Here is a 21,715-nt window from a genome sequence, read left to right as displayed (position 1 = left end):
AAACGGAGGGTTGAAATTGTCTAACCAAGCAACGATAAGGATCGACTGCAGCCAACCAAGCGAGCATACGGTCAACCCGTACCTGTTCGGACATTTCGTGGAGGATATCCGCGATCATATGGAAGCCATGCTGGCGTATCCGCTGAAGGATATGGATTTCGAAAGTGAGCCGGGGAGTACGGCAGGGGTGCCGGGAAGCTGGTATGCCTATACGAATGGACGGAATACCGGATATGCACTCGAAGCGCCCGCCCCGAAGCATTCGGGACGCGCCCAGCGCATCCGGCTGCTGAGTGATGATGAGGCCTATGCCGGCATCGCCCAGAGGACCGCGCTCCAAGAAGGAAGGTATACGGTTAAGCTGGTGCTGAGAGCTTCCGTTGAGCTGGATTACATTATTATAGAAGCAATAGACCGGATTACCCAGGCCCGGCTGGGGCTTGAGCGTGTCGGACTGGCGGGCCATAATTGGCAGCTGTATGAAGCCCGGCTTCCCGTCAGCCGGGACAGTGCAGATGCAGAGTTTCGTGTCTATGTGCCGGCCGAACACCCCAGATGGAGGGATCATGTATCTACCGGCATGTTATGGATTGATCATGTCTCTCTGCTCCCGGAAGACCACATCGGCACCGTAAAACGTGAGGTGGTCGAAATGACGAAAGACCTGAACGCCGGGATGATGCGGCTGGCGGGCAACTATATCAGCGCCTATCATTTCGAGCACGGCGTCGGTCCGGTGCTGGAGCGTCCGGTCATGTTCAATGAGGCATGGGGAGGATGGACCAGCAAATACTTCGGCACGGATGAATTCATCCGGTTCTGCCGGGAGCTCGGTGTGGAACCGCTCATCTGTGTGAATGACGGCTCCGGCTCGCCGGAGGAGGCAGCGAGGTGGGTGGAATACTGCAATGGCGGGATCGAAACTCCCATGGGAGCGAAGCGGGCCGCGAACGGGTATGCGGAGCCCTATAATGTGAAGTATTGGGAGATCGGCAACGAGGTGTGGGGACCATGGCAGGTCGGAACAACCACGGCGGAGCCGTTCGCCAAGCGGACTGTGTCCTTCATTCAAGCCATGAAACAGGCAGATCCTTCCCTTGTTATTCTGGCCTGCGGACATACGGATCAGGAATGGAACCGGGCCGTACTGGATATCGCAGGTGAGCAGATCGATTATTTGACCCTGCATCTCTATCATGGCTACTACCGTTTTGCAATGGACCAGGATACTCCGGAAGAAGAACGCTATAAAGCCATAGCTTCATTCCCGGAATGGACCCGCTACAATATAGAACAGACGGCGGGACAGATCCGGTCCAATCCGAAGCATGGTCATGTGAAGCTGGCAATTACCGAATACAATACGATGTACTATCCCAACACGGTACGCAAAGGGCTGCCGGACGAGCATACGCTGGGCGCTGCGGTAGCCAATGCTGCCAATTTGAACGAGATGCTCCGTGCCAGTGAGATGGTACATATCGGCAGCTTCTCCGATCTGGTGAACGGATGGCTCGGCGGCTGTATCCGGGTGGGGGATTATTATGCCGATCAATACTGCGGCAAGCTGCCGGGCTGGAGCGGGCACCCGTTAACCGTCTATGGCACGCCAACTTATGAAGTCATGAAGCTCTATGCGGGCCGTGATATTTCCCGCCTGCTGCCCGTGGATACGGAGTGCGGCACTTTCTCCGTAAGCTCCGGCAAACCGGCGCCAATCAATCTGGACGCCCTGCCGGATCTGGATATCGCAGCCTTCACGAACGGGTCCGGCGATACCGTCACCGTGTTTGCCGTTAACCGGAGCCTGCAGGAAGTGAAGGCTTCCTTCACACTGCACGGATTCGAGGCTGACGATACTGTAGTTGTATATGAAATAACGGGAGAATCTGAACAGGAGATTAATTCTGTCTTTGCGCCAGACCGCATCTCCTGCAAGGCAAGCAAGGTTCCCGCTGAAGAATGGGGGAAGGGCTGGCTGCTGCGTCCGGCATCAGTCTATGCACTGGAGTTCAGAACCGGGTCCGCCAGACAGGACGGGGGAGTACAATGACAACCAAGGCTTATATCAAGGATTATCCCAGACCGCAGTTCGTCCGCAGGGAGTGGCAGACACTTAACGGGGAATGGGGCTTCCGGTTCGATGACCAGAATACCGGAGAAAGCGGGAAATGGCAGGAACAGCTGAACGCAACCCATACCATTACCGTTCCCTATACTTACGAGACGCAGGCAAGCGGAGTCGGTCTTCAGGAATTTCATCCCCGGGTATGGTACAACAAATCCGTGTCCATTCCGGAGGCTGCTGCCGGGAGACGGGTGATCCTTCACTTTCAGGCGGTGGATTATTACGCCAAAGTATGGGTGAACGGCATACTGGCAGGCAGTCATCAGGGAGGATATGCTGCTTTTTCCTTCGACATTACCCCCTACATTGTGTCCGGGAAGGATAATAACATTACGTTAAAGGCAGAAGACAGTAATGACTGTACCCAGCCCCGCGGGAAGCAGCGCTGGACGAAGGATAATTTTGAATGCTTTTATGTGCAGAGCACCGGAATCTGGCAGACCGTCTGGCTGGAATATGTGGAAGAACAGAGGCTGGATTCTGTGAAAATCACTCCGGATATCGACCGCTCCAGCGTCTCGTTCGATGTTCAGGTACACGGACTGGAGACGGCAGCAGGAAAGATCCTGCTGGAGGCCGCAGTTACTTTAAAGGGAGTCCCGGTTAAGACCACAAGCCAGATTATAGACCGGCCCCGCCAGACGATGGAAATCGATCTGCTGCATGAGGCAAGCGGTCCCTGGAAGCGGAGCTACTGGTCACCGGCACAGCCCAATCTGTATGATGTCGAGTTTATACTCTATGTGGACGGCAAAGTCGCGGACCGCGTGCATTCCTATTTCGGGATGCGGAAGGTATCGATCGGGAACGGCAAGGTGCTGCTTAATAATGCGCCAATCTATCAAAGGCTTATTCTGGATCAAGGCTACTGGACAGAGAGCCACCTGACACCGCCGAGCGAGGAAGCGATAGTTGCAGATATTGATTATATTCTGGCGATGGGCTACAACAGCGTACGCAAGCATATGAAAATTGAAGATGCCCGCTTCCTGTACTGGTGCGATGTAAAGGGCCTGCTGGTATGGTCGGAAATGGCGGCAACATTCGAATTTCATGACCGCGCCGTTGAGAGATTTACGAATGAATGGCTGGAGATCGTCCGGCAGCAGTATAATCACCCCAGCATTATTACCTGGGTGCCGTTCAATGAGTCGTGGGGCGTCCCGAACATTCTGCACGACCAGAGGCAGCAGAAATTCACAGAAGGTATTTATCACTTAACCAAAGCGATTGACCCCTACCGACCGGTGATTACGAATGACGGCTGGGAGCATACTGTGTCGGATATTCTGACCCTGCATGACTACGTTGAAATGGGTGACGGCCTCTTAAGCAGGTATGCGGACAATAAAGCAGCTATTGTCAATAAAGACATCACCTGCAATCAATGGAAATATGCATTCGCGGAGGGGTATGCGTACAGAGGCCAGCCCATCATTATATCGGAATTCGGCGGGATCGCCTTCCAGTCCGATAAAGGCTGGGGATACGGGCATCAGGTGGCATCGGAGGAAGAATTCCTGAACCGCTTCGCAAGCCTGACTCAGGCGATCAAGAGTGTAGATTATATCTGCGGGTACTGCTATACCCAGCTCACCGATGTGCAGCAGGAAATCAACGGTCTGCTGACAGAGGCACGCGAGCCGAAAATTCCGCTGGATAAGATTAAAGAGATCAATCTGAAGTAATCGAATGGACAAGGACTGACCCGGAGCCAGGGAATGGCCGGGCCGGTCCTTTTTGCTGTCCGGCAGAAGACATATAGGCGTTTGGGAAGAGATATCTGCAAACGGACCGCCTCCAGGGAAGCCAAAGGTCAGGTCAGATAATGACAACAGCAGAGTCTGTAATGAATAACCGGGCGCCGCAAAGCCTGTAGCAGCAAGGCTTCACACAGTGGTACTAAGATGACTATAGACGGCAATTCACAGGCTCCTCTATATTGGTGGCAGAGCAAGCAGCTGCTGCCTGAACCTGCTGGACCGGAGAAAACGCTCTCTTGCCAGCTGTGAAATGAATACGCTTTCCATTAGATGTATACCGTTCTATTGAACCATTACCATCCTGAGGAGGCATGATTAATGAGATTCCCGATTAGCATCAAATCTGCAATGATCTGGCCGGTCTGTGCCATTCTGTTGATTGCACTGCTGACCGGTGGAGCCAGTGCGAAGGCGGAGACATCGTCTGAAGCCGCCGTTTCCACTCCGTTGACGGCGGAGGAAATGGCCGGTCTTATGGGCAGGGGAACCAATCTGGGCAACACGTTTGAAGGGAACTGGAACAGCCAGAGTTACGAGGATGTGAAGGCGGCCGTGGACGCTTTTATTGCGGCGGGGTATACCAACATCCGGATTCCGGTCAACTGGGGCGGACGGGGTGATAAATATGCTTCGACGGCAGATGAAGCGGGGCATTTCTCCTTCAGCGCTCCGAATGTGGCCACGGTGAAACGTCTGGTGGATTATGTACTGAAGGATGTGAATGTTCAGCGGGCAAGCGTGGGCAAGCCGCCTGTCATTCTGATTGTGAATGCACATCATGAGGAATGGGCAATGAACGCGGTGCAGGGCGAGCCTGCCTTCGAAACGAACATGCAGCGGCTGGAGACCATTTGGACGGGGATCGCGGAACTGTTCAAGGATGAACCGGACACGCTGGTGTTCGAATTGTTCAATGAACCGCATCTGAGCCTGAATACGGGGGCAGCCGCCAAAGCTAGCGTCATTGAGCTGAACAAGCGGGCTTATGCGGCGATCCGCGGCTACACCTTGGGCGGCATGCAGCCGCATGCCAAACGGATTGTGATCTTCGGCGGGTACAACTACAACAGCGGATGGGGGCTGTACGATACGTACCGCAATCCGCAGGACCTGCCGGGCGGGGGGACGGACCGCTATATTATGGGGACTTATCACTCGTATTTTCAGAATCTGGCGGATCATCTGAAGCGTGTGGACGATGTGAAGCGGGAATTCTCCGATGTGCATGACATTCCGGTGTATCTGGGCGAATTCGGGTACGAGCACCGGGGAGTGATTACGGACACGCTGCTGGATTCGTACCGGCAGATCGCGAACAAGGCTATCGCTGGACAGTTTGCTTTCTCCGTATGGGACGACAATGGCTGGTATCAAATTTATAACCGGGCAACCGGGCAATTCAATGCACTTAAGGATCAGGTTCTAGATAAGCACTAAAGAAATAAACAAAAAGCAAAAGAAGCGGAGGGGAAATTTGGAACTGTAGGAGCGGTAGCGACCGCCTTTGTCACCGGATTTCTACCGCTAACAGCGGTTCAAAATTAAGAAATCTGGAGACAACAGCGGCCGGAAGTCCAAATGTTCACCGCAGTGACGATGAAGCTTCAAGTTCAAATCTTAAGTGCACTTATATAAACATAAATAACTGATCCAAGGGTGCCGGAAATGGGGAAGGAACATGGGAAATCCATTAGCGGCTTCGAAGCCGTCAATGTCTGCTGTATTCCGCAGGCAGAAGCTGAAGCGTCTGGCCCGCAACCGCTGGCTGTATATCATGCTGCTGCCGGGACTGCTGTATTTTATCACTTTTAAATATGTACCGATGTATGGGATCCTGCTGGCCTTCAAGAACTATCAGCCCTTCCTGGGGTTTGTCGACAGCGAATGGGTGGGGATGAAGCATTTTGACCGCTTTTTCGGGGACCCGCTGTTCTGGAAGCTGCTGAAGAATACGTTCGTGCTGGCGGCCTACAATATTCTGTTCTTTTTTCCGCTGCCGATTGTGCTGGCACTGATGCTGAATGAATTAAGATCGCAGACGTACAAGAAGACAATTCAGACCCTGGTCTATATCCCCCACTTCATGTCCTGGGTGGTTATCGTCTCCATTGCCTACCTGTTCTTCACAACCGAGGGAGGGCTGGTCAATGAAGCGATTGCCTCTGTAGGGGGCGAGAAAATCCAGTTCCTGCTTAGTCCCGGCTGGTTCCGGACCTTCATCACCGGTGAAGTTATGTGGAAGGAAACGGGCTGGGGAACGATCATCTTCCTGGCGGCGCTGGCTGGTGTAGACACGCAGCTCTACGAAGCTGCCAAAATAGACGGAGCCGGGCGGATGCGCCAGCTATGGCATATTACACTTCCGGCGATCCGCTCGACCATTGTGATTCTGCTGATCCTGCGGCTGGGCAATTTCCTCGATACGGGGTTTGAACAGATTTTCCTGATGCTGAATCCGCTCAACCGGGAGGTTGGCGAAGTCTTCGATACCTATGTGTATACCACGGGGATCTCGCAGGGAGAGTACAGCTACAGTACTGCCGTCGGATTGTTCAAGTCTGTAGTCGGGCTTGTGCTGGTCTTCGGCTCCAACTTCCTGGCCAAACGGTTCGGTGAGGAAGGAATTCTCTAGGATAAACAGCGAAAGGAGGTAGAATTGTGGTAAAAGAAACATCATGGCCGAGCCGCCTGTTTGATCTGTTGAATATCATCGTGCTGGCAGTCATTGCGCTCATTACTATTGTTCCGTTCATTTATGTGGTGGCCGGTTCATTCGCAACGCAGCGGGAGCTGCTGGAGAAAGGTTTTATTCTCTTCCCTACAGAGTTTTCACTGGAGGCGTACAACTATATCTTCTCCACCAATACGCTGATGCGAAGCTTGGGAGTAACCATCTTCATCACAGTCGCAGGTACGTTGATCAACATTACACTGACCTGCCTGATGGCCTATCCGTTATCCCGCAGGGATATGGATTACCGCTCACCGATCCAGCTCATGGTCATCTTCACCATGCTGTTCAGCGGCGGGATGATCCCGACCTTCCTGGTCGTCAAGGAGCTGGGCATGCTGGATACGTACTGGTCGCTGCTGCTGCCGGGTGCCATCAGTGCCTTCAACCTGATTATTGTCCGCAGCTTCTTCCAGCAGCTTCCGCCGGATCTGGAGGAATCGGCCAAAATCGACGGTGCCAGCGATCCCGGCATTCTGGTGCGGATTGTCATACCTTTGTCCCTGCCGGTGCTGGCTACGTTCTCGCTGTTCTATGCCGTAGGCCACTGGAATACTTACTTCAGCTCCATTCTCTATATTAACGATTCAACCAAGTGGCCGATTCAGGTGCTGCTGCGGCAGATTGTCATGCTGTCCCAGGGCGGCAGTCTGGGAGATACGTCTTCGCTGGAGAGTAACTTTGTGCCTCCGGACCAGGCTGTCAAAATGGCGGTCATCGTAGTCTCCACGATTCCGATTCTGATCGTATACCCGTTCCTGCAGAAGCATTTCGCCAAAGGCGCTTTGCTGGGATCGGTTAAGGGCTGAGGTCTGAAGGTTCATGAAGGGCAGGAGTGCGGAGGGGGAGTTTGAAGCCGCCGGTGAGCTGGACAATAACAATACACGTTACCGGTCAGTCGCTGTGATACTGGCAGCACGGAAATTCAGTACACTTGATGCGTTACCGGCTGATTTGAGTCCTCTTAGGAGGCAGTGTAGAGAGAAATGTTGTACGTTGTACAACTTTGATTCACGGATAGCCAGGTGTTTGGGACGATTGTTGTACGAAATACAATAATAATCCGGCAAAGCCGCTTGGAAAAGGTGAAATCCTGTATTTTGTACAACAATTTTGGATTTTGACCGATTTCGTGAGGGGAATGTTGTATTATGTGCAAGATTTCTGGAGAGTTACCGGATCGCTACGGAAGCCTCATCAGTCTGCGGATTCCCACCGCGAAGAGCGGTACAATTCAGGGAATCTGCAGACGGGCAGCGGCCGGAGGGCCAAACATTCCTTGCAGCTATGGCCCTGCACTTGAAATTGCTATCACAACACCCAAATAAGGAGAACATGAGAAAATAATAAAAGGCAGGAGTGCGGAGGGGAAGTTTGGAACTGTAGGAGCGGTAGCGTCCGCCTTTAGGTTTGGATTTCAACCGCTATATAGATTGAACTTGAAAACATACAGACAGGGAAAAGTGGCGGAGGAGAATTTTGGAACTGTAGGAGCATCAGCGTCCGCCTTTGTCTGCGGATTCCCACCGCGAACAGCGGCCGGAGGACCAAACATTCCCTGCAGCTCCGGCCCTGCACTTGAAATTGCTATCACACACCCAAATAAGGAGAACATGAGAAAATAATAAAAAGGCAGGAGTGCGGAGGGGAAGTTTGGAACTGTAGGAGCGGTAGCGTCCGCCTTTAGGTTTGGATTTCAACCGCAGCCAGCGGTATAAAATCAGGAAATCCAAACCTAACAGCGGCCGGAAGTCCAAACATTCCCTGCAGCCGCGACCAGTCCTTTTACAAAATTCTAAGTTCGACGCATTACACCACCACACCTCATATTAAGGAAGGAACATCAATCATGCAAACAACCAAAGGGGCAAAAGGCTTTAAAAGACTGGCGCTGACGACATTCTCGGCAGCTCTGGTGCTGGGTGCATTAGCCGGCTGCGGCAGTAACAGCAAGAATGAAGAGAATGCCGTTCAAGGCGCAGACGGAACCGCATCACCTGCCGGACCCTACAAAATGTCCATGATGCTGACCAGCTACAATCCGGAGCCGATGGACCCGGAAGGTGAGATTTACAAGCAGCTGGAGGAGCGCACGAATACCGATCTCAAAATCACCTGGGTCCCTTCGACCACCTATTCGGATAAACTCAGCGCCACCATCGCTTCGGGCGAGCTGCCCAGCACCGTGCTTGTGCTCGACCAGAAGCTGCCCTACATTGTCAATTCGGTACGCTCCGGCATGTTCTGGGAGCTGGGTCCTTTCCTGAAGGATTATCCCAACTTAAGCCGGATGAACGAAGTAGCCTTGAATGCTATTTCCATTGACGGAAAAGTGTACGGGATCTACCGCGAACGGGATCTGGCGCGTGACGGCCTGATGCTGCGCAAGGACTGGCTGGAGAATCTCGGGCTGCAGGAGCCGAAGACGGTCGATGATTTCTATAAAGTGCTGCAGGCATTCGTGAAGGAGGATCCGGATCAGAACGGCAAAGCCGATACGATCGGCCTGGCTGAGCAGCAGGTGGCAGCGGGCTGGCGGGCTATGCTGACCTGGATGGGCGGTCCGGCGGACTGGGAGATCAAGGACGGGAAGGCGAGTCCGGCTCATCTGTCCCCTGCCTTTTTGGAAACGATGGAGTTCTACAAGAAGCTGTATGATGAGAAGCTCATCAACCTGGATTTCGCTGTGGTGAAAGACGGCAAGCAGATGATTAACGCAGGCAAAGCAGGCTCGTGGATTGCGAATCTGAATGATGCCAACGGCATTGAAGAGAGTGTGAAGAAGGTTACGCCAGCCGGTTCGATTACGATGGTCAACGCGCTGGAAGGTCCGGAAGGACTCCGCAGTCCCGGCGGTTCAGGCTCATACGGCATCTTCATGATTCCCAAGACTTCGGTGAAGACAGAGGAAGATCTCAAGGCGGTCCTGAACTTTTTTGACAAAGTGTCGGATGAGGATATGCAGAATATGCTGGTCAACGGGCTGGAAGGACGCCAGTTCACGCTGGATAACGGGAATTACGTCAAGACCACAGACTCCAAGCTGCTGGCTGAATACGGCATGGGCGACTCCTCCCAGCTGGCTGTCCTAAGGGATAAAGTGGTGACCTATGGTAATCCGCTGGTGCATCTGCGTGATGAGATGTGGAAAAAGAATGCGGAAATCGCCGTGGTCAACCCGGTTCAGCCTTTCATTTCCGATACCTACAGCGAACGGGGCTCGGAGCTTAGCAAAATTATTGATGATGCCCGCGTCCGCTTTATCATGGGGGATCTGGACGAGAACGGGTGGAATCAGGCTGTTGCGAAATGGGAGCAGGACGGCGGCGCGAAGGTGATTGAAGAATATACTGCGGCGTACAACAAAGCGAATGCGCAATAAGCGTGCCTGAGAAACCCCATATGCTAGAATAAAAGCAACATACGATTGCGGGGGTAGGGATTCATGCGAATACGGATATCCAGTTATTTATTGAAATTAATCATTCTTACCTTGGTAATCGGTGCTTTTCCGGTGCTGATCTTAGGGTGGTATTCCTATCACTACTCCTCGCAGTCGGTGCTTCAGCAGGTTGAAGAACGCAACTCCCAGGTACTCCGGCAGAGCCAGCTGCGGGTGGAGCAGACGCTTAAAATGATTGATTTCTCCACCACGCAGCTTCTGGGTCTGCCGACAGTGACCAATGCAATTGCGACTAAGCTCGGCATACAAGATATGGAAATGATCCATGAGCTGTATAAAAATCTCTCCTCGATCCAGACGTTCGAGCTAGGGATTAAGGATGTCTATTTGTTCAGTCTGGAACAGGACTGGCTGATTACCAATTCCGGCATGGATGCTTACAGCCAGCCGGGTCTGAAGGAGAAGCTGCGGCCGTTCGCCGGAATGCCTAACGGATCGGTGTGGATCAGCGGCAATTCAGCCAGCATCCAGGGGGCCGACGGCATGGTTGAACTGAACCACGCCGTCATTAATATCAAGAAATGGCCGATTAATTCGAGCAGACCCCGGGGCATGATCGCGGTGGTGCTGTCCTCCCAGCAGCTGAACGATCTGATCGCCAATGAGCCGGGCATGGGCAGCGTATTCATACTGGATGAGGATGGCCGGGCGATTAGCCATTCCAACCCTTCCCTGCTGGATAAGGATCTGTCAGCCGAAGCTTATATCGCTGCAATCCGGGACAAGGAAGATACCGCCGGTGTGTTCAATGGCATAGCGGATGGGAGCAAAGCCTCCATCTCTTACCGGAAGTCAGCTTATAACGGCTGGACGTATGTATCGGTCGTTCCAACCCAGGCGGTTACCCGTCAGGCTACTGCCATTGGCAGGACCTCGATCCTGATTAGCCTCTGTGTGCTTGCAGCGACGGTGCTTACGGCTCTGGTCGGGTCACGCCGGATGTACAGTCCCGTGCGGCATATCTACTCGTCCTTGCTGCCTGACAAGGAGCAGAGGCCCCGAAAGGATGAGTTCATCGCCATCTCCGACCGGATACAGGGCATTCTCTCGGATCAGACCAAGCTGCAGTTTGAGCTTGCAGGACAGCAGCAGCAGCTGGCGGAGTTTCTGGTCCGCAAAATGATGCTGGGTGAAGCGCGATCCCAGGGTATTCAGGAGCGGCTCATGGACTATGGTTACGGGCACACCAGCCAGTGGACAGTCATGCGGGTGCTGCTTGTGCAGATAGACCGGCTGGACAGCTGCCGGTTTACGGAGCAGGACCGCGATCTGCTGCTGTTTGCCATCAGCAATATCGCGCTGGAGGTGGTCCCGGAAGGGGACCGCCTTCCGCCGATTGTCATCCGGGAGTCCGTGGTGATTCTGACCGGCACGAGTACGCAGTCCGAAGAAGCCTTCAAGGAATCCGTGTATGCCAGGGCTGCTGAAGTACAGGCTTCCGTGAAACGTTACCTGGAGCTGCAGACCAGCATCGGTATCAGCCGCTCCTGTACAGCCTGGCCTGAAGTGGGCCGGGGGTATGAAGAAGGGGAGAATGCACTGAAGTACCGGGCCCGTCTCGGGGAAGAGGTCATTCTGTTCATTGAAGATGTGCAGCCGGCAAGCCGTAAGGAAATTGTCTATCCTAAGAAAATCGCCGATGAGCTGTGCGAAGCGATTAAATCACATGACAGCGGCCGTGCAGAAGAACTCCTGTCCCTGGTGATGAATGCGCTCGCAAGCGAGGAATCCGATCATCAGGAATATCAGATGTCGCTGGTCCGACTGCTGATGGATCTGATCCGCCTGCTGCAGGACGCAGGCATCTCCCACCACCTGCTGAGGGCAGGGGAGGATTCCCTGTTCGAGGAGCTGCTTGCCATGCATAGTCCCGGTGATATAGAAGCCTGGTTCGGAAAGGTCATTGTTTCGCCGGCTATCGGGCTGCTGAAAGAGCGGCAGGAGACGCAGTTCAACAGTATCTCAGAAGAGGTGAAGCAGCTGATTGCTGAAGCCTTCGACACAGATCTGACGCTGGAGAAATGCTCAGCCAGGCTGAATTATCATCCGCAGTATATCAGCCGTGTGTTCCGTCAGGAGACAGGGACCAGCTTCACCGATTATCTGGCGCAATACCGGCTTACCGTGGCCAAAAGATGGCTTAAGGATACCGATCTGACGATCACCGAGATCGCAATGAAACTGAAATACAATAATCCGGCAAATTTCATCCGTTATTTCCGTAAGATGGAAGGGATTACTCCGGGACAGTACCGGACCAATCTGGTGGAATAGCAGTTTGTGTTGTGTAGGGAAAAGCAGCAGGAGCTTAAGGAGAACAGGAAAGGTGTGTAATTCATTTGAACACAAACGGTGCTTACGGGTATTTCCGGAACCAGGGGAGAGAGTATGTCATTACCACTCCCCAGACACCGGCAAGATGGTTCAACTATTTGTTTAACGATACTTATTATATGGAGGTATCCCAGACGGGACAGGGGGACAGTATTGCATTTCAGCCCCATAACCGAACGATCAGCAGAGGCTTCCGCTACATTTATCTGAAGGATCAGGAAACGGGGGAAGCCTGGTCGCCGCTCTATCAGCCGCTGAAGACCGAGCCGGAGGCGTATGAGTGTATTCATAGCTTGGGGAGTACCGAAATCCGCTCTGTATCACAGGAGATTGCGTCCTCTATTCATGTTTTTGTACCCCGCGCGGGTCAGCAGGAGATCTGGACAGTAACGCTTACGAATACGGGCGTTAAGCCGAGGAGCCTATCGCTGTTCACCGCGTTCTCGCTGGAGAATGGGGGTGTGATGGGCAGCAAATGCCAGTTCGATCAGGAATCGCAAATCTTGTCCTCCTATTCCTTCCCGTATCACGTTACTTACGGGCAGAAGGCCGGGTGCGACGACCATCCCAACGTGGTGTACGTGTACCCGGATTATCCGGCGGATTCCTATGATTGCAGCCAGCGCACATTCTTCGGGGGCGACGATATTTACGAGCTTCCGGCAGCCGTGCAGAAGGGGCGCTGTTCGGGCCGGCAGGCAGAAGCGGAGAATCCGCTTGGAGCCCTCCAGCAGACCATGACTCTTCAGCCGGGTGAACAGGCAGTGCGTCATTTTGTAGTGGGCTGCACCTCTTCCCTGGAAGAGATCCGCAGCAGCAAGGCGGAGCTGTCAGCCAAGGGGTATGCTGTTCTGCTCCAGGAAACTGAGGACTACTGGGAGGGGATCACCGGCATGTTCCGGGTGGAGACACCGGACTCGGATGTGAATGCATTCATGAATATCTGGCTCAAAAAACAGATCGTCATGCAGACCCGTACGAACCGTATGTCCAGCTATTGCCCGGTCCGTAACCAGCTTCAGGATGCCCTCGGCTATGCACTGGTTGATCCTGCCGGGGCGGCAGAGTATATGATCTCTGTGCTTCAGGGCCAGGAGCGCAGCGGCTTCATCCAGCAGTGGATTATGACCGACGGCTCTCCGCCCAAGAATCTGTGCCTGCTGAAGCATACGGACGGCCCGGTCTGGCTGGTCATCTGTATGACGGCACTGCTGAACCAGTGTGGAGATCCGGAGCTGCTGTTGCGGCAGGTGGGCTTCAAAGGATCTTCTGATAGCGCTACCATCTATCAGCACCTGCTGCTGGCAGTGGATTATATGGCCGGTGAGACCGGAGCGCATGGACTGTGCCTGATGGGAGACGGGGACTGGAATGACCCGATTAACGGACCGGGGCGGCTGGGCCGCGGGGAATCCGCCTGGAATACCATGGCGCTGGTCTATGCCATTCAGGCGTTACTTCCCTTCTGCTGGCAGCTTGGCGATAAGGAGAATGCAGAGCATCTGAATACTATCGCCGGGCGGCTGGCGGATACCGTTAACCGCACCTGCTGGGACGGAGCCTGGTATGTGGCCGGATTCGATGATGATGGTACGCCGTTCGGAACCGCGCAGGATGAAGAGGGCAAGCTGTTCCTGAACACCCAGACCTGGGCGATCATGAGCGGTATTGCCGGTGGAGAGAGGCTGGAGCAATGCCTGGCTGCGATCGACAGCCTGGATACACCGTTCGGCCCCCGGCTGCTGGAGCCGCCGTTCAGCGGCTGGAATCCCAAATGGGGACGGATCAGCCTTAAGCTGGCGGGCACTACCGAGAATGGCTCCGTCTATTGCCATGCGTCCATGTTCAAAGCATTCGCCGACTGCATCGCCGGCCGGGGAAGCGAAGCCTGGCAGACGATCAGCCGGACGCTGCCGACGAACCCGGACAATCCGCCCGGGCAGAACGGGCAGGTGCCGATTTTTGTGCCGAATTATTATTTCGGCCTGGCGGATTCCCCGAACTACGGCAAGTCCAGCCATCATGTCTCTACCGGAACGGTAGGCTGGATGCTCTGGACTACGCTCGAATATGCGCTTGGAATCAGAGCTACGGCTCATGGACTGGTGATCGACCCCTGCATTCCCGCTGAATGGCCGGAGTATATAGTGGAACGGAAATACCGGTCCGCATCATACCGGATTCATGTGCTCAATCCCGCCCGGATCAGCCGGGGAACGGTGAAGGTGACGGTTGATGGAGAGGCCTGGGCGGATGCAACGCTTCCTTATGAAGCAGGAAGAGAGTATCGGGTTACTGTTCGGCTTGAGCAGTGACGCCTGTTCTAGCATGGGCATGAGTCTGAGCATAAGTGAAAGTCAGAGATAATATATAGAAGATCGGAGTGGACAAACCATGCTGTTTCCAAAGGATACATTGACGCGCGAAATCAAGGATCTGTCCGGCATCTGGCGCTTTAAGGCAGATCCCGGCAACCGGGGCCGGGAAGAGAAGTGGCATCATCAGCCGCTTCAGGATACCATTCCTATGCCGGTTCCCGCCAGCTATAACGACATTACTCAGGATGCGGCGCTGCGCGACCATATCGGTGATGTGTGGTATGAGCAGACCTTCATCGTCCCCCGTTCCTGGTCGGGTGACCGGATGATGCTCTGGGTCGGCAGTGCCTGCCATCATGCAGTTGTCTGGGTGAACGGAGTGGAAGTGGCCTCCCACAAAGGAGGCTTCCTGCCTTTTGAAGCGGATATTACAGGGATTGCAGTGCCCGGGCGGGAGAACCGCGTAACGATCGTGGTCAACAATGTGCTTAACTGGCAGACACTGCCGCCGGGACGGATCAAGACCTTCGAGGATGAGAAGCATCCTGAGGGTTACCGGGTGCAGGAATATTTTCATGATTTCTTCAACTATGCGGGACTACACCGGCCGGTGAAGCTGTACCGGACTTCCGGATTGTTCATTCAGGATATAACCGTAACTACAGATGTGCAAGGTGAGTCAGGGCTTATCGGATACACCGTTGATTGCTCTCAGCCGGAAGGAGAGGTAAGAGTCAGGCTGCTGGACGAGGACGGCAAGGAAGCTGCAACAGGGAAGGGAAGCTCAGGCACCTTGCTGGTGGAGAAAGCCAGACTGTGGAAGCCGCTGCAGGCTTATCTGTATACGCTTCACGTAGAGCTCCTTCATCCTGACGGACAACTTGCTGACCATTATCTGCTGCAGGTGGGCATACGCACGGTTAAGGTGGAAGGGACCCGGTTCCTGATCAACGGCGAGCCGTTCTATTTCAAGGGCTTCGGGAAGCATGAGGACAGTGATATCAGGGGCAAGGGACTGGATCATGCGGTTAACGTGAAGGACTTCAATCTGCTCAAGTGGATTAACGCCAATTCCTTCCGCACCTCCCACTATCCGTATGCCGAAGAGCTGCTGGAGCTGGCAGACCGTGAAGGCATCGTGGTGATCGGCGAGGTCCCGGCTGTAGGCTTCACTTTCTTCAATTATAACGACAAGGTGTATACACCGGATCAGGCCAATGAGGAGACGCTGGCACATCATCATGACGTTCTCAGCGATCTGATTGCCCGCGACAAAAATCATCCATCCGTAGTCATGTGGAGTCTTGCTAACGAAGCGGCCACCTTCCAGGACGAGGCGGTGCCATATTTCCGCCAATTGGCCGATACCGCCCGCAGGCTGGACCCGCAGCGTCCGATTACGATTGTGCAATGGCCGCTGCCGGATAAGTGTAAGGTGGCGCAGTTTTTTGACGTCATCTGTGTGAACCGTTACTACTCCTGGTATCAGGACCCGGGCGCCCTGGAGCTGGTGGAGCATCAGGTGGAATGGGAGCTGACGAACTGGTACCGGAATTTCGGCAAGCCGGTCATCATGACCGAATATGGCGCCGATGCCATCGCCGGATTTCATCAGGACCCTCCGGTGATGTTCACCGAGGAATATCAGGAAGAGCTGCTCACCCGCTACCACAATGTGTTTGACCGGCTGGATTTCGTGATCGGGGAGCATGTCTGGGCTTTTGCCGATTTTGCCACCAAGCAGGGCATCACTAGAATTAACGGCAACAAAAAAGGCGTGTTCACCCGCCAGCGCCAGCCCAAAGCCGCCGCCCGTATGCTGCGCAGCCGCTGGGGGGAGATGGATGAATATCCGGAGAAGCTGTAGAACTTATCTCAGCGGCTCGCCATAGCTGATATGCCAGTGCAGATGCTTCGAATCCTGATAGTTCCCAAGGTTCGTGCTCACTCTGCAAGCCCCATATTCCCCGGTTACCTGGGCGGCCACCTGCTTAATGACTCCAATAAGCTCAAGCAGCAGGTCATTATCGCTGTCTTGAAGAGTCATAAGTGAGGAGATATGCCGCTTAGGGATAGCCACAATATGAACGGGATAAAAGGGCCTGGTGTGGTGGTAGGCTAGCACATTGTCCGTTTCGATTACTTTTTGCACAACTGTTTTACCGCTTAATACTTCATCACAGTAGAAATCTTCAGTCATATGTATCCTCCTTGGCAATGAGTGTCCTCTTGTATTTTACTGGAAATCTCTTAGAATTATATGTGTGAAATCATAGCACTTGCTGAGAGCCGGTTCATTACTATTTTGCCAAAAGGAGATTGTTCATGAAGCTGCTGCTGGAGGATTACGAGGTTATACGGCGATGGATGTACCGCAATGCCCGCCCGCTGGACCTGGCGAGATGGAAGTTTCACTTTGAAAAGGGCGGAATACCGCCTGTGCTGGAAGCATTATCAGCCTATCAGAATGAAGACGGGGGCTTCGGACATGCCCTGGAAGCGGATGCCTGGAATCCGGATTCCACACCGGTCATGGCGGCAACGGCTGTGGAGAGACTGCTGGAATTGGAATTTGAAAATGGTGGCCATCCGGTGGTGCAGGGCATTCTGAAGTATCTGGACAGCGGCGCGGACATGGAAGACCGGACCTGGAGGAATGTGGTAGCCTCTAACAATGATTACCCGCATGCTCCTTGGTGGCACACGGATTCGAACAGTACCGCACGCAGTATCTATAATCCGACAGCCATATTGGCCGGATTCATCCTGAAGTATGCTGACAGGGACAGTGCACTGTATGGACGGGGGATGGGCATCGCCCGTGAATTGACTGATTTATTCCTGCAAGATCCCGCACTTGAGATGCATCCGCTGAGATGTGTTGCCACGCTGCTGGAATGTATCGCCTGGGCGGAGCTGCAGGAGCAGTTCCCCTATGTTTCCTTGAAGGAAGCGGTCAAGGTGCAGACCATTCAGCTCATCAGCAGCGATGAGGGGCAATGGAACGGGTACAGCTGCAGACCGTCCTTTTTCCTGAAGTCGCCGCAAAGTCCGGGTTATGCAGAGCTTGCCGGGCTGATGCACCAGGAGCTGGATCATCTGCTGGAGACCCGAAATCCCGAAGGGGTCTGGAACCTGACCTGGACCTGGGCCGGTTATGAGCGGGAGTTTGCTATCAGCGAGAACTGGTGGAAGGCACATATTGTTATAGAGAATATGCTGCTGCTGCGGGAGTTTGGACGGATAGCTGAGCATTAGGGACCAAAAGAGCAGCTGATCCTGACGAACTTCCGGGGGCTTTTTTCAGGGCTTTATCTTTGGGTTTGTCCAATAGCGTTTCTCACCGCTCAGAAGATTCTCCCGAGCTCAAGCGGTAAGTAAAGTTGGTCCATTGACTATTGAAGTACAAAGAAATCGCTCCTTTTGAGGGGCGATTTCTTTTTGTGATTTTAAGAGGGAGGCTTTTTCCGCTTAAACAGCGGAGAGGACGGACTGATTGTGAAAAAGCGGAGCGTTCGCCTTTGTGCCCGGATTTTTACCGCTAAGGAGAATAAATAGAATCTGGGCACAACAGCGATTGTAACAACGGTCCGTTCGTGGAGCGTCCACCTACGTGCTCACGTTGATCCTACTTAAAAACAGAGGGCTGTCCCGAGCATCCGTTTTTATGGATTTTGGGACAGCCTCTTTGGTATGTGCAGCATTCCCAATGAATCAGGAGCTGCTGCCGGCCGTGCGGAACTCCTGCTGATAAATGGTCTGGACGTTCTTCAGAATAGTGCTGCTGTGCTCTGTGAATTTAAGCGGGGTCACCTGATTCTTGATCAGGAACACACCGGGCTTGCGGCTGTGCTCGCCGAGTGCAGCCTGATATAACAAGCCTGCTCCATGAGTGGGTTCAGGGAAGAACATACGGATAACCGGTCTCAGCCAAAAAGGAATTCCGGATTTCTTGCCCCCGCGGATCGTATTGTTACCTCCGGGATCGGCACTGCGGATCAGGATGCCTTCCGCCGCAAGCGCCGGGGCAATCTCGCTGGTCCACAAGGATAGGGCAAGCTTGGTGTCCGCATAAGGCCCGGTCAGCTTTTGGAACTTGGCAGGATGCTCCAGGGCGGCCGGGTCGAATTTGCGTTTCATCATAAAAGCGTTGGAAGAGGTATTAATCACTGTGCGCAGTGTGCCGTTCAGGATCAGCGGCTTCAGCTCCATCGTGAGGATATACGGAACAACCGTCTGCAGCTCGTAGTGCAGCTCACGTCCCTGCTTGGAGAAGCTTAACTCCGGGAAGCTGCCGCCGGCATTATTGAACAGCAGATCAATCTGCTTTTCATGGCTTGTAATATCCTGCAAGGCACGCTTCAACTGGGCGAAATCGGAGAGGTCCGCCTTGTACGTCCGCAGCTGTCTGCTGCTGAGCGCCTCACGGATAAGGGAATCGTCCTCTGGAAAACCTGAACGGATGAGCGCGATAATCTCCCAGCCTTCGCCCAGCATTCGTCGGGTCAAGGCGAGTCCGATTCCATTATTCGCGCCGGTGATCAGCGCAGTGCGTTGTGCTTGTTGTATAGTCATAATAAAGGCTCCTTTGGAAATGTAATGGTGAATGGTGCCCATTGTATAACTTGGAGCCGACTCCAAGTCAAGGCCGGAAATTAACGATTGACTTGGAGCTGACTCCAAGTTATACAATAGAATGAACTGAAGACCATACAATTCAAATGAGGTGGGCCTATGAGTCTGGCTGATGCTAATATCATTCAAGGATATTCAATCAAAGAAACAGCCGAGCGGACCGGGATCCCGGAAGATACCATCCGGTATTACGAGAAGATCGGACTGCTGCCGCGGGCGCAGCGCAAGGGAAACAGCCACCGCATCTACAGCGATCAGGATCTGGAGATGATGAAGCTGATCAGTTGCCTCAAGAAGACGGGGATGTCGCTGGACGACATGCGTCCATATCTCAACCTGTCTCTTGATTCAGACCTGTCCGAATATCCGGAGCTGCATGAGATGATCCTGAATCATAAACAGAAGATCCTGGAACAGATCGCTTCGCTGCAGCAGATTGTGGATTTTATTGACACTAAGATTGAGCATGGCAATCTTGGACCGCAGACATGTGAGCTGACCGGCGATACCCGCAAAATGCCTGAACGCCGCAAACGCTGACCTTATTACCGCACAGCCTCATTCCAAATCACTTTGGAGTGGGGCTTTTTGCTAATATTACGCAGGCATGCAGCTGTTTCACGTGATAACTCACCTATCAGGAAATAATACAATGGAACAATGTGTATAACTCCTATGAAGCGGCTAAAGCGCCGGGAACAGCAGCATTAATATGGACTTGCTAAGTCGGCGGCAGGAATTAGGTGGATTTTCAACACTTGCTCATGACCGGAAGAGCCCCTCCCAGACAACAGTTGGAAAACCGGCACTTAATATGCGGCAAATCGTTCAGCATAGAGGGAATGCATGAGATTAACTGATGTTTATCCACTTACTTGCCTCAGATGCTCCAAAAGATCAGAATTAAGATACGTTTTTCCAATTGTTAATTTTGCAGAGCGGATGCGGCCCCTGTGAACGACATTGTATATAACTACTATTTATGTATCTGCTATTAACATAGGGATTAGCGGAGTTTGGTCATTGCCGGATCCCAGATTCTTCCTTAGAATGAAATGAATTAGAACAGGAGGAATTCGTCATGTCACAGATTATCTATTCACCGTCGAAATATATTCAGGGCAGCGGGGAGATTACAAGGCTGGGTGTGTATTGCCTGCAGATGGGGGCGAAAGGAGCCTACGCAATAGTAGATCCCTATATTCTCTCCTTGTACGGACAAGAGATCAGCAAGGGCTTCGCGTTGGAGCAGATTCCGCTGCTGCTGCGTGAATTCAAGGGCGAGTGCAGTCTTGCGCAGGTGGACCAGATTGTGGCGGAGCTGGATAGCGGTAGTGTGGATGTCATCGTGGGCATTGGCGGGGGCAAGACACTGGATACGGCAAAAGCCGTCAGTCATTTCGCCGGGCTCCCGGTGATGCTGGTGCCGACCGTAGCGTCAACGGATGCGCCTTGCAGCGCCCTGTCGGTTCTCTACAGCGAATCAGGCGAATTCGACCGGTATCTGCCGCTGCGCCGCAGTCCGGATATCGTGGTCGCGGATGTGGAGATTATCGCCAAAGCTCCGGTAAGACTGCTTGCTGCCGGAATGGGCGATGCCTTGTCGACGTATTACGAAGCAAGAGCCTGCAGCAGATCCGGAGCAGTTACCAGCGCGGGAGGTACAGGCACTTTGGCTGCCCTGGCGCTAGCCCGTACATGTCTGGATACGCTGCTCGCCGACGGTGCGCAGGCGCTGCAGGATGCCGCTGACGGACGCGCCACAGCCGCAGTTGAACATATTGTCGAAGCCAATATATATCTCAGCGGCATCGGCTTTGAGAGCGGCGGACTGGCAGCGGCCCATGCCATTCATAACGGGCTGACGCTGCTTGAGGAATGCCGGACCGTGCTTCACGGGGAGAAAGTGGCGTTCACCACACTGGTGCAGCTGATCCTTGAAGGAGCAGCGGAAGCCGAGATCACCGGGGCGGTGGATTTCTGCCGGGGGGCAGGTCTGCCTGTAACGCTGGCGGAGCTGGGGTTGGCAGGTGTTGCACAGGACCGGCTGCTCTATGCCGCTGAGGCGAGCTGCAGCGAGGGCAGTCCGATGGCCAACATGCCGTTTGCCGTGACACCGCAGCAGGTGCTGGAGGCGATTCTTGAAGCCGACCGCCGCGGGGCAAAGGTTTCTTAAAAGATAATTTATATGTTTTGGGGAGTTAGTTTAACAGTTAGCTGTCAGAATTCCCCCACTTCTCTAAGTGGCGGGATGAATGTCAGCGGTCTTTCTCATAGACAAATACAACCTAAAATATAACAATAAAACTATTCAGTAGTATTATGAAATGGGTTGTGATATCC

The 21,715-nt window shown here is 53.5% G+C and carries 14 protein-coding genes; 12 read left to right on the top strand and 2 right to left on the bottom strand.

Translation table 11 applies throughout. The features are described from left to right. Nucleotides 1–16 precede the first annotated feature (16 nt). From GC101_RS18215 to uidA, 9 genes are all read left to right on the top strand, one after another. A complete protein-coding gene (locus tag GC101_RS18215; protein ID WP_171718396.1) occupies nucleotides 17–2,053 on the top strand; it encodes an alpha-L-arabinofuranosidase C-terminal domain-containing protein in 2,037 nt (678 codons plus the stop codon). Beyond that, complete coding sequence (locus GC101_RS18210) at nucleotides 2,050–3,816, top strand: glycoside hydrolase family 2 protein (RefSeq protein ID WP_171718395.1); 1,767 nt, start codon at nucleotides 2,050–2,052, stop codon at nucleotides 3,814–3,816. The genes GC101_RS18215 and GC101_RS18210 overlap by 4 nt, the downstream gene beginning before the upstream one ends. 393 nt (nucleotides 3,817–4,209) lie before the next feature. Beyond that, the gene (locus tag GC101_RS18205; protein ID WP_171718394.1) at nucleotides 4,210–5,328 is read left to right on the top strand and encodes a glycoside hydrolase family 5 protein; all 1,119 of its coding nucleotides are present in this window, start codon (nucleotides 4,210–4,212) and stop codon (nucleotides 5,326–5,328) included. 274 nt (nucleotides 5,329–5,602) lie between these two features. Beyond that, nucleotides 5,603–6,523, top strand: coding sequence for an ABC transporter permease (locus GC101_RS18200; RefSeq protein WP_269323272.1), 921 nt, complete (start codon nucleotides 5,603–5,605; stop codon nucleotides 6,521–6,523). Nucleotides 6,524–6,549: 26 nt separating this feature from the next. After that, entirely contained in the window at nucleotides 6,550–7,431 is an 882-nt protein-coding gene (locus GC101_RS18195; protein ID WP_171718393.1) for an ABC transporter permease subunit, read from the top strand. A 1,040-nt stretch (nucleotides 7,432–8,471) separates the two neighbouring features. Beyond that, complete coding sequence (locus GC101_RS18190) at nucleotides 8,472–10,004, top strand: extracellular solute-binding protein (protein ID WP_171718392.1); 1,533 nt, start codon at nucleotides 8,472–8,474, stop codon at nucleotides 10,002–10,004. Between the two features lie 63 nt (nucleotides 10,005–10,067). Continuing rightward, nucleotides 10,068–12,359, top strand: a complete 2,292-nt coding sequence (locus tag GC101_RS18185) for an AraC family transcriptional regulator (RefSeq protein ID WP_171718391.1) — start codon at nucleotides 10,068–10,070, stop codon at nucleotides 12,357–12,359. Between the two features lie 65 nt (nucleotides 12,360–12,424). Continuing rightward, nucleotides 12,425–14,734, top strand: a complete 2,310-nt coding sequence (locus GC101_RS18180; RefSeq protein ID WP_171718390.1) for a 3-O-beta-D-glucopyranosyl-beta-D-glucuronide phosphorylase — start codon at nucleotides 12,425–12,427, stop codon at nucleotides 14,732–14,734. A gap of 79 nt (nucleotides 14,735–14,813) precedes the next feature. Next, nucleotides 14,814–16,604: a beta-glucuronidase gene (gene uidA / locus GC101_RS18175; RefSeq protein ID WP_171718389.1), complete on the top strand. Its 1,791-nt coding sequence runs from the start codon at nucleotides 14,814–14,816 to the stop codon at nucleotides 16,602–16,604. Nucleotides 16,605–16,607: 3 nt separating this feature from the next. Here the strand turns inward: uidA and GC101_RS18170 are convergent, their stop codons facing one another. Further along, nucleotides 16,608–16,937, bottom strand: coding sequence for an HIT family protein (locus GC101_RS18170; protein WP_171718388.1), 330 nt, complete (start codon nucleotides 16,935–16,937; stop codon nucleotides 16,608–16,610). A gap of 125 nt (nucleotides 16,938–17,062) precedes the next feature. Here GC101_RS18170 and GC101_RS18165 point away from each other — a divergent pair, with 125 nt between their 5' ends. Beyond that, the gene (locus GC101_RS18165; protein ID WP_171718387.1) at nucleotides 17,063–17,995 is read left to right on the top strand and encodes a hypothetical protein; all 933 of its coding nucleotides are present in this window, start codon (nucleotides 17,063–17,065) and stop codon (nucleotides 17,993–17,995) included. 456 nt (nucleotides 17,996–18,451) lie between these two features. Here the strand turns inward: GC101_RS18165 and GC101_RS18160 are convergent, their stop codons facing one another. Then, on the bottom strand, nucleotides 18,452–19,312 hold the full coding sequence (locus tag GC101_RS18160; protein WP_171718386.1) for an SDR family NAD(P)-dependent oxidoreductase: 861 nt from the start codon (nucleotides 19,310–19,312) through the stop codon (nucleotides 18,452–18,454). Between the two features lie 159 nt (nucleotides 19,313–19,471). Here GC101_RS18160 and GC101_RS18155 point away from each other — a divergent pair, with 159 nt between their 5' ends. Further along, entirely contained in the window at nucleotides 19,472–19,912 is a 441-nt protein-coding gene (locus GC101_RS18155) for a MerR family transcriptional regulator (protein ID WP_042135848.1), read from the top strand. A 541-nt stretch (nucleotides 19,913–20,453) separates the two neighbouring features. Beyond that, a complete protein-coding gene (locus GC101_RS18150) occupies nucleotides 20,454–21,548 on the top strand; it encodes a glycerol dehydrogenase (RefSeq protein ID WP_171718385.1) in 1,095 nt (364 codons plus the stop codon). Nucleotides 21,549–21,715 lie beyond the last annotated feature (167 nt).

Origin of the sequence: Paenibacillus phytohabitans, assembly GCF_013141775.1 — a bacterium.
GTDB classification, from domain to species: domain Bacteria; phylum Bacillota; class Bacilli; order Paenibacillales; family Paenibacillaceae; genus Paenibacillus_AQ; species Paenibacillus_AQ phytohabitans.
This window is presented reverse-complemented; position numbering and strand designations above follow the sequence as displayed.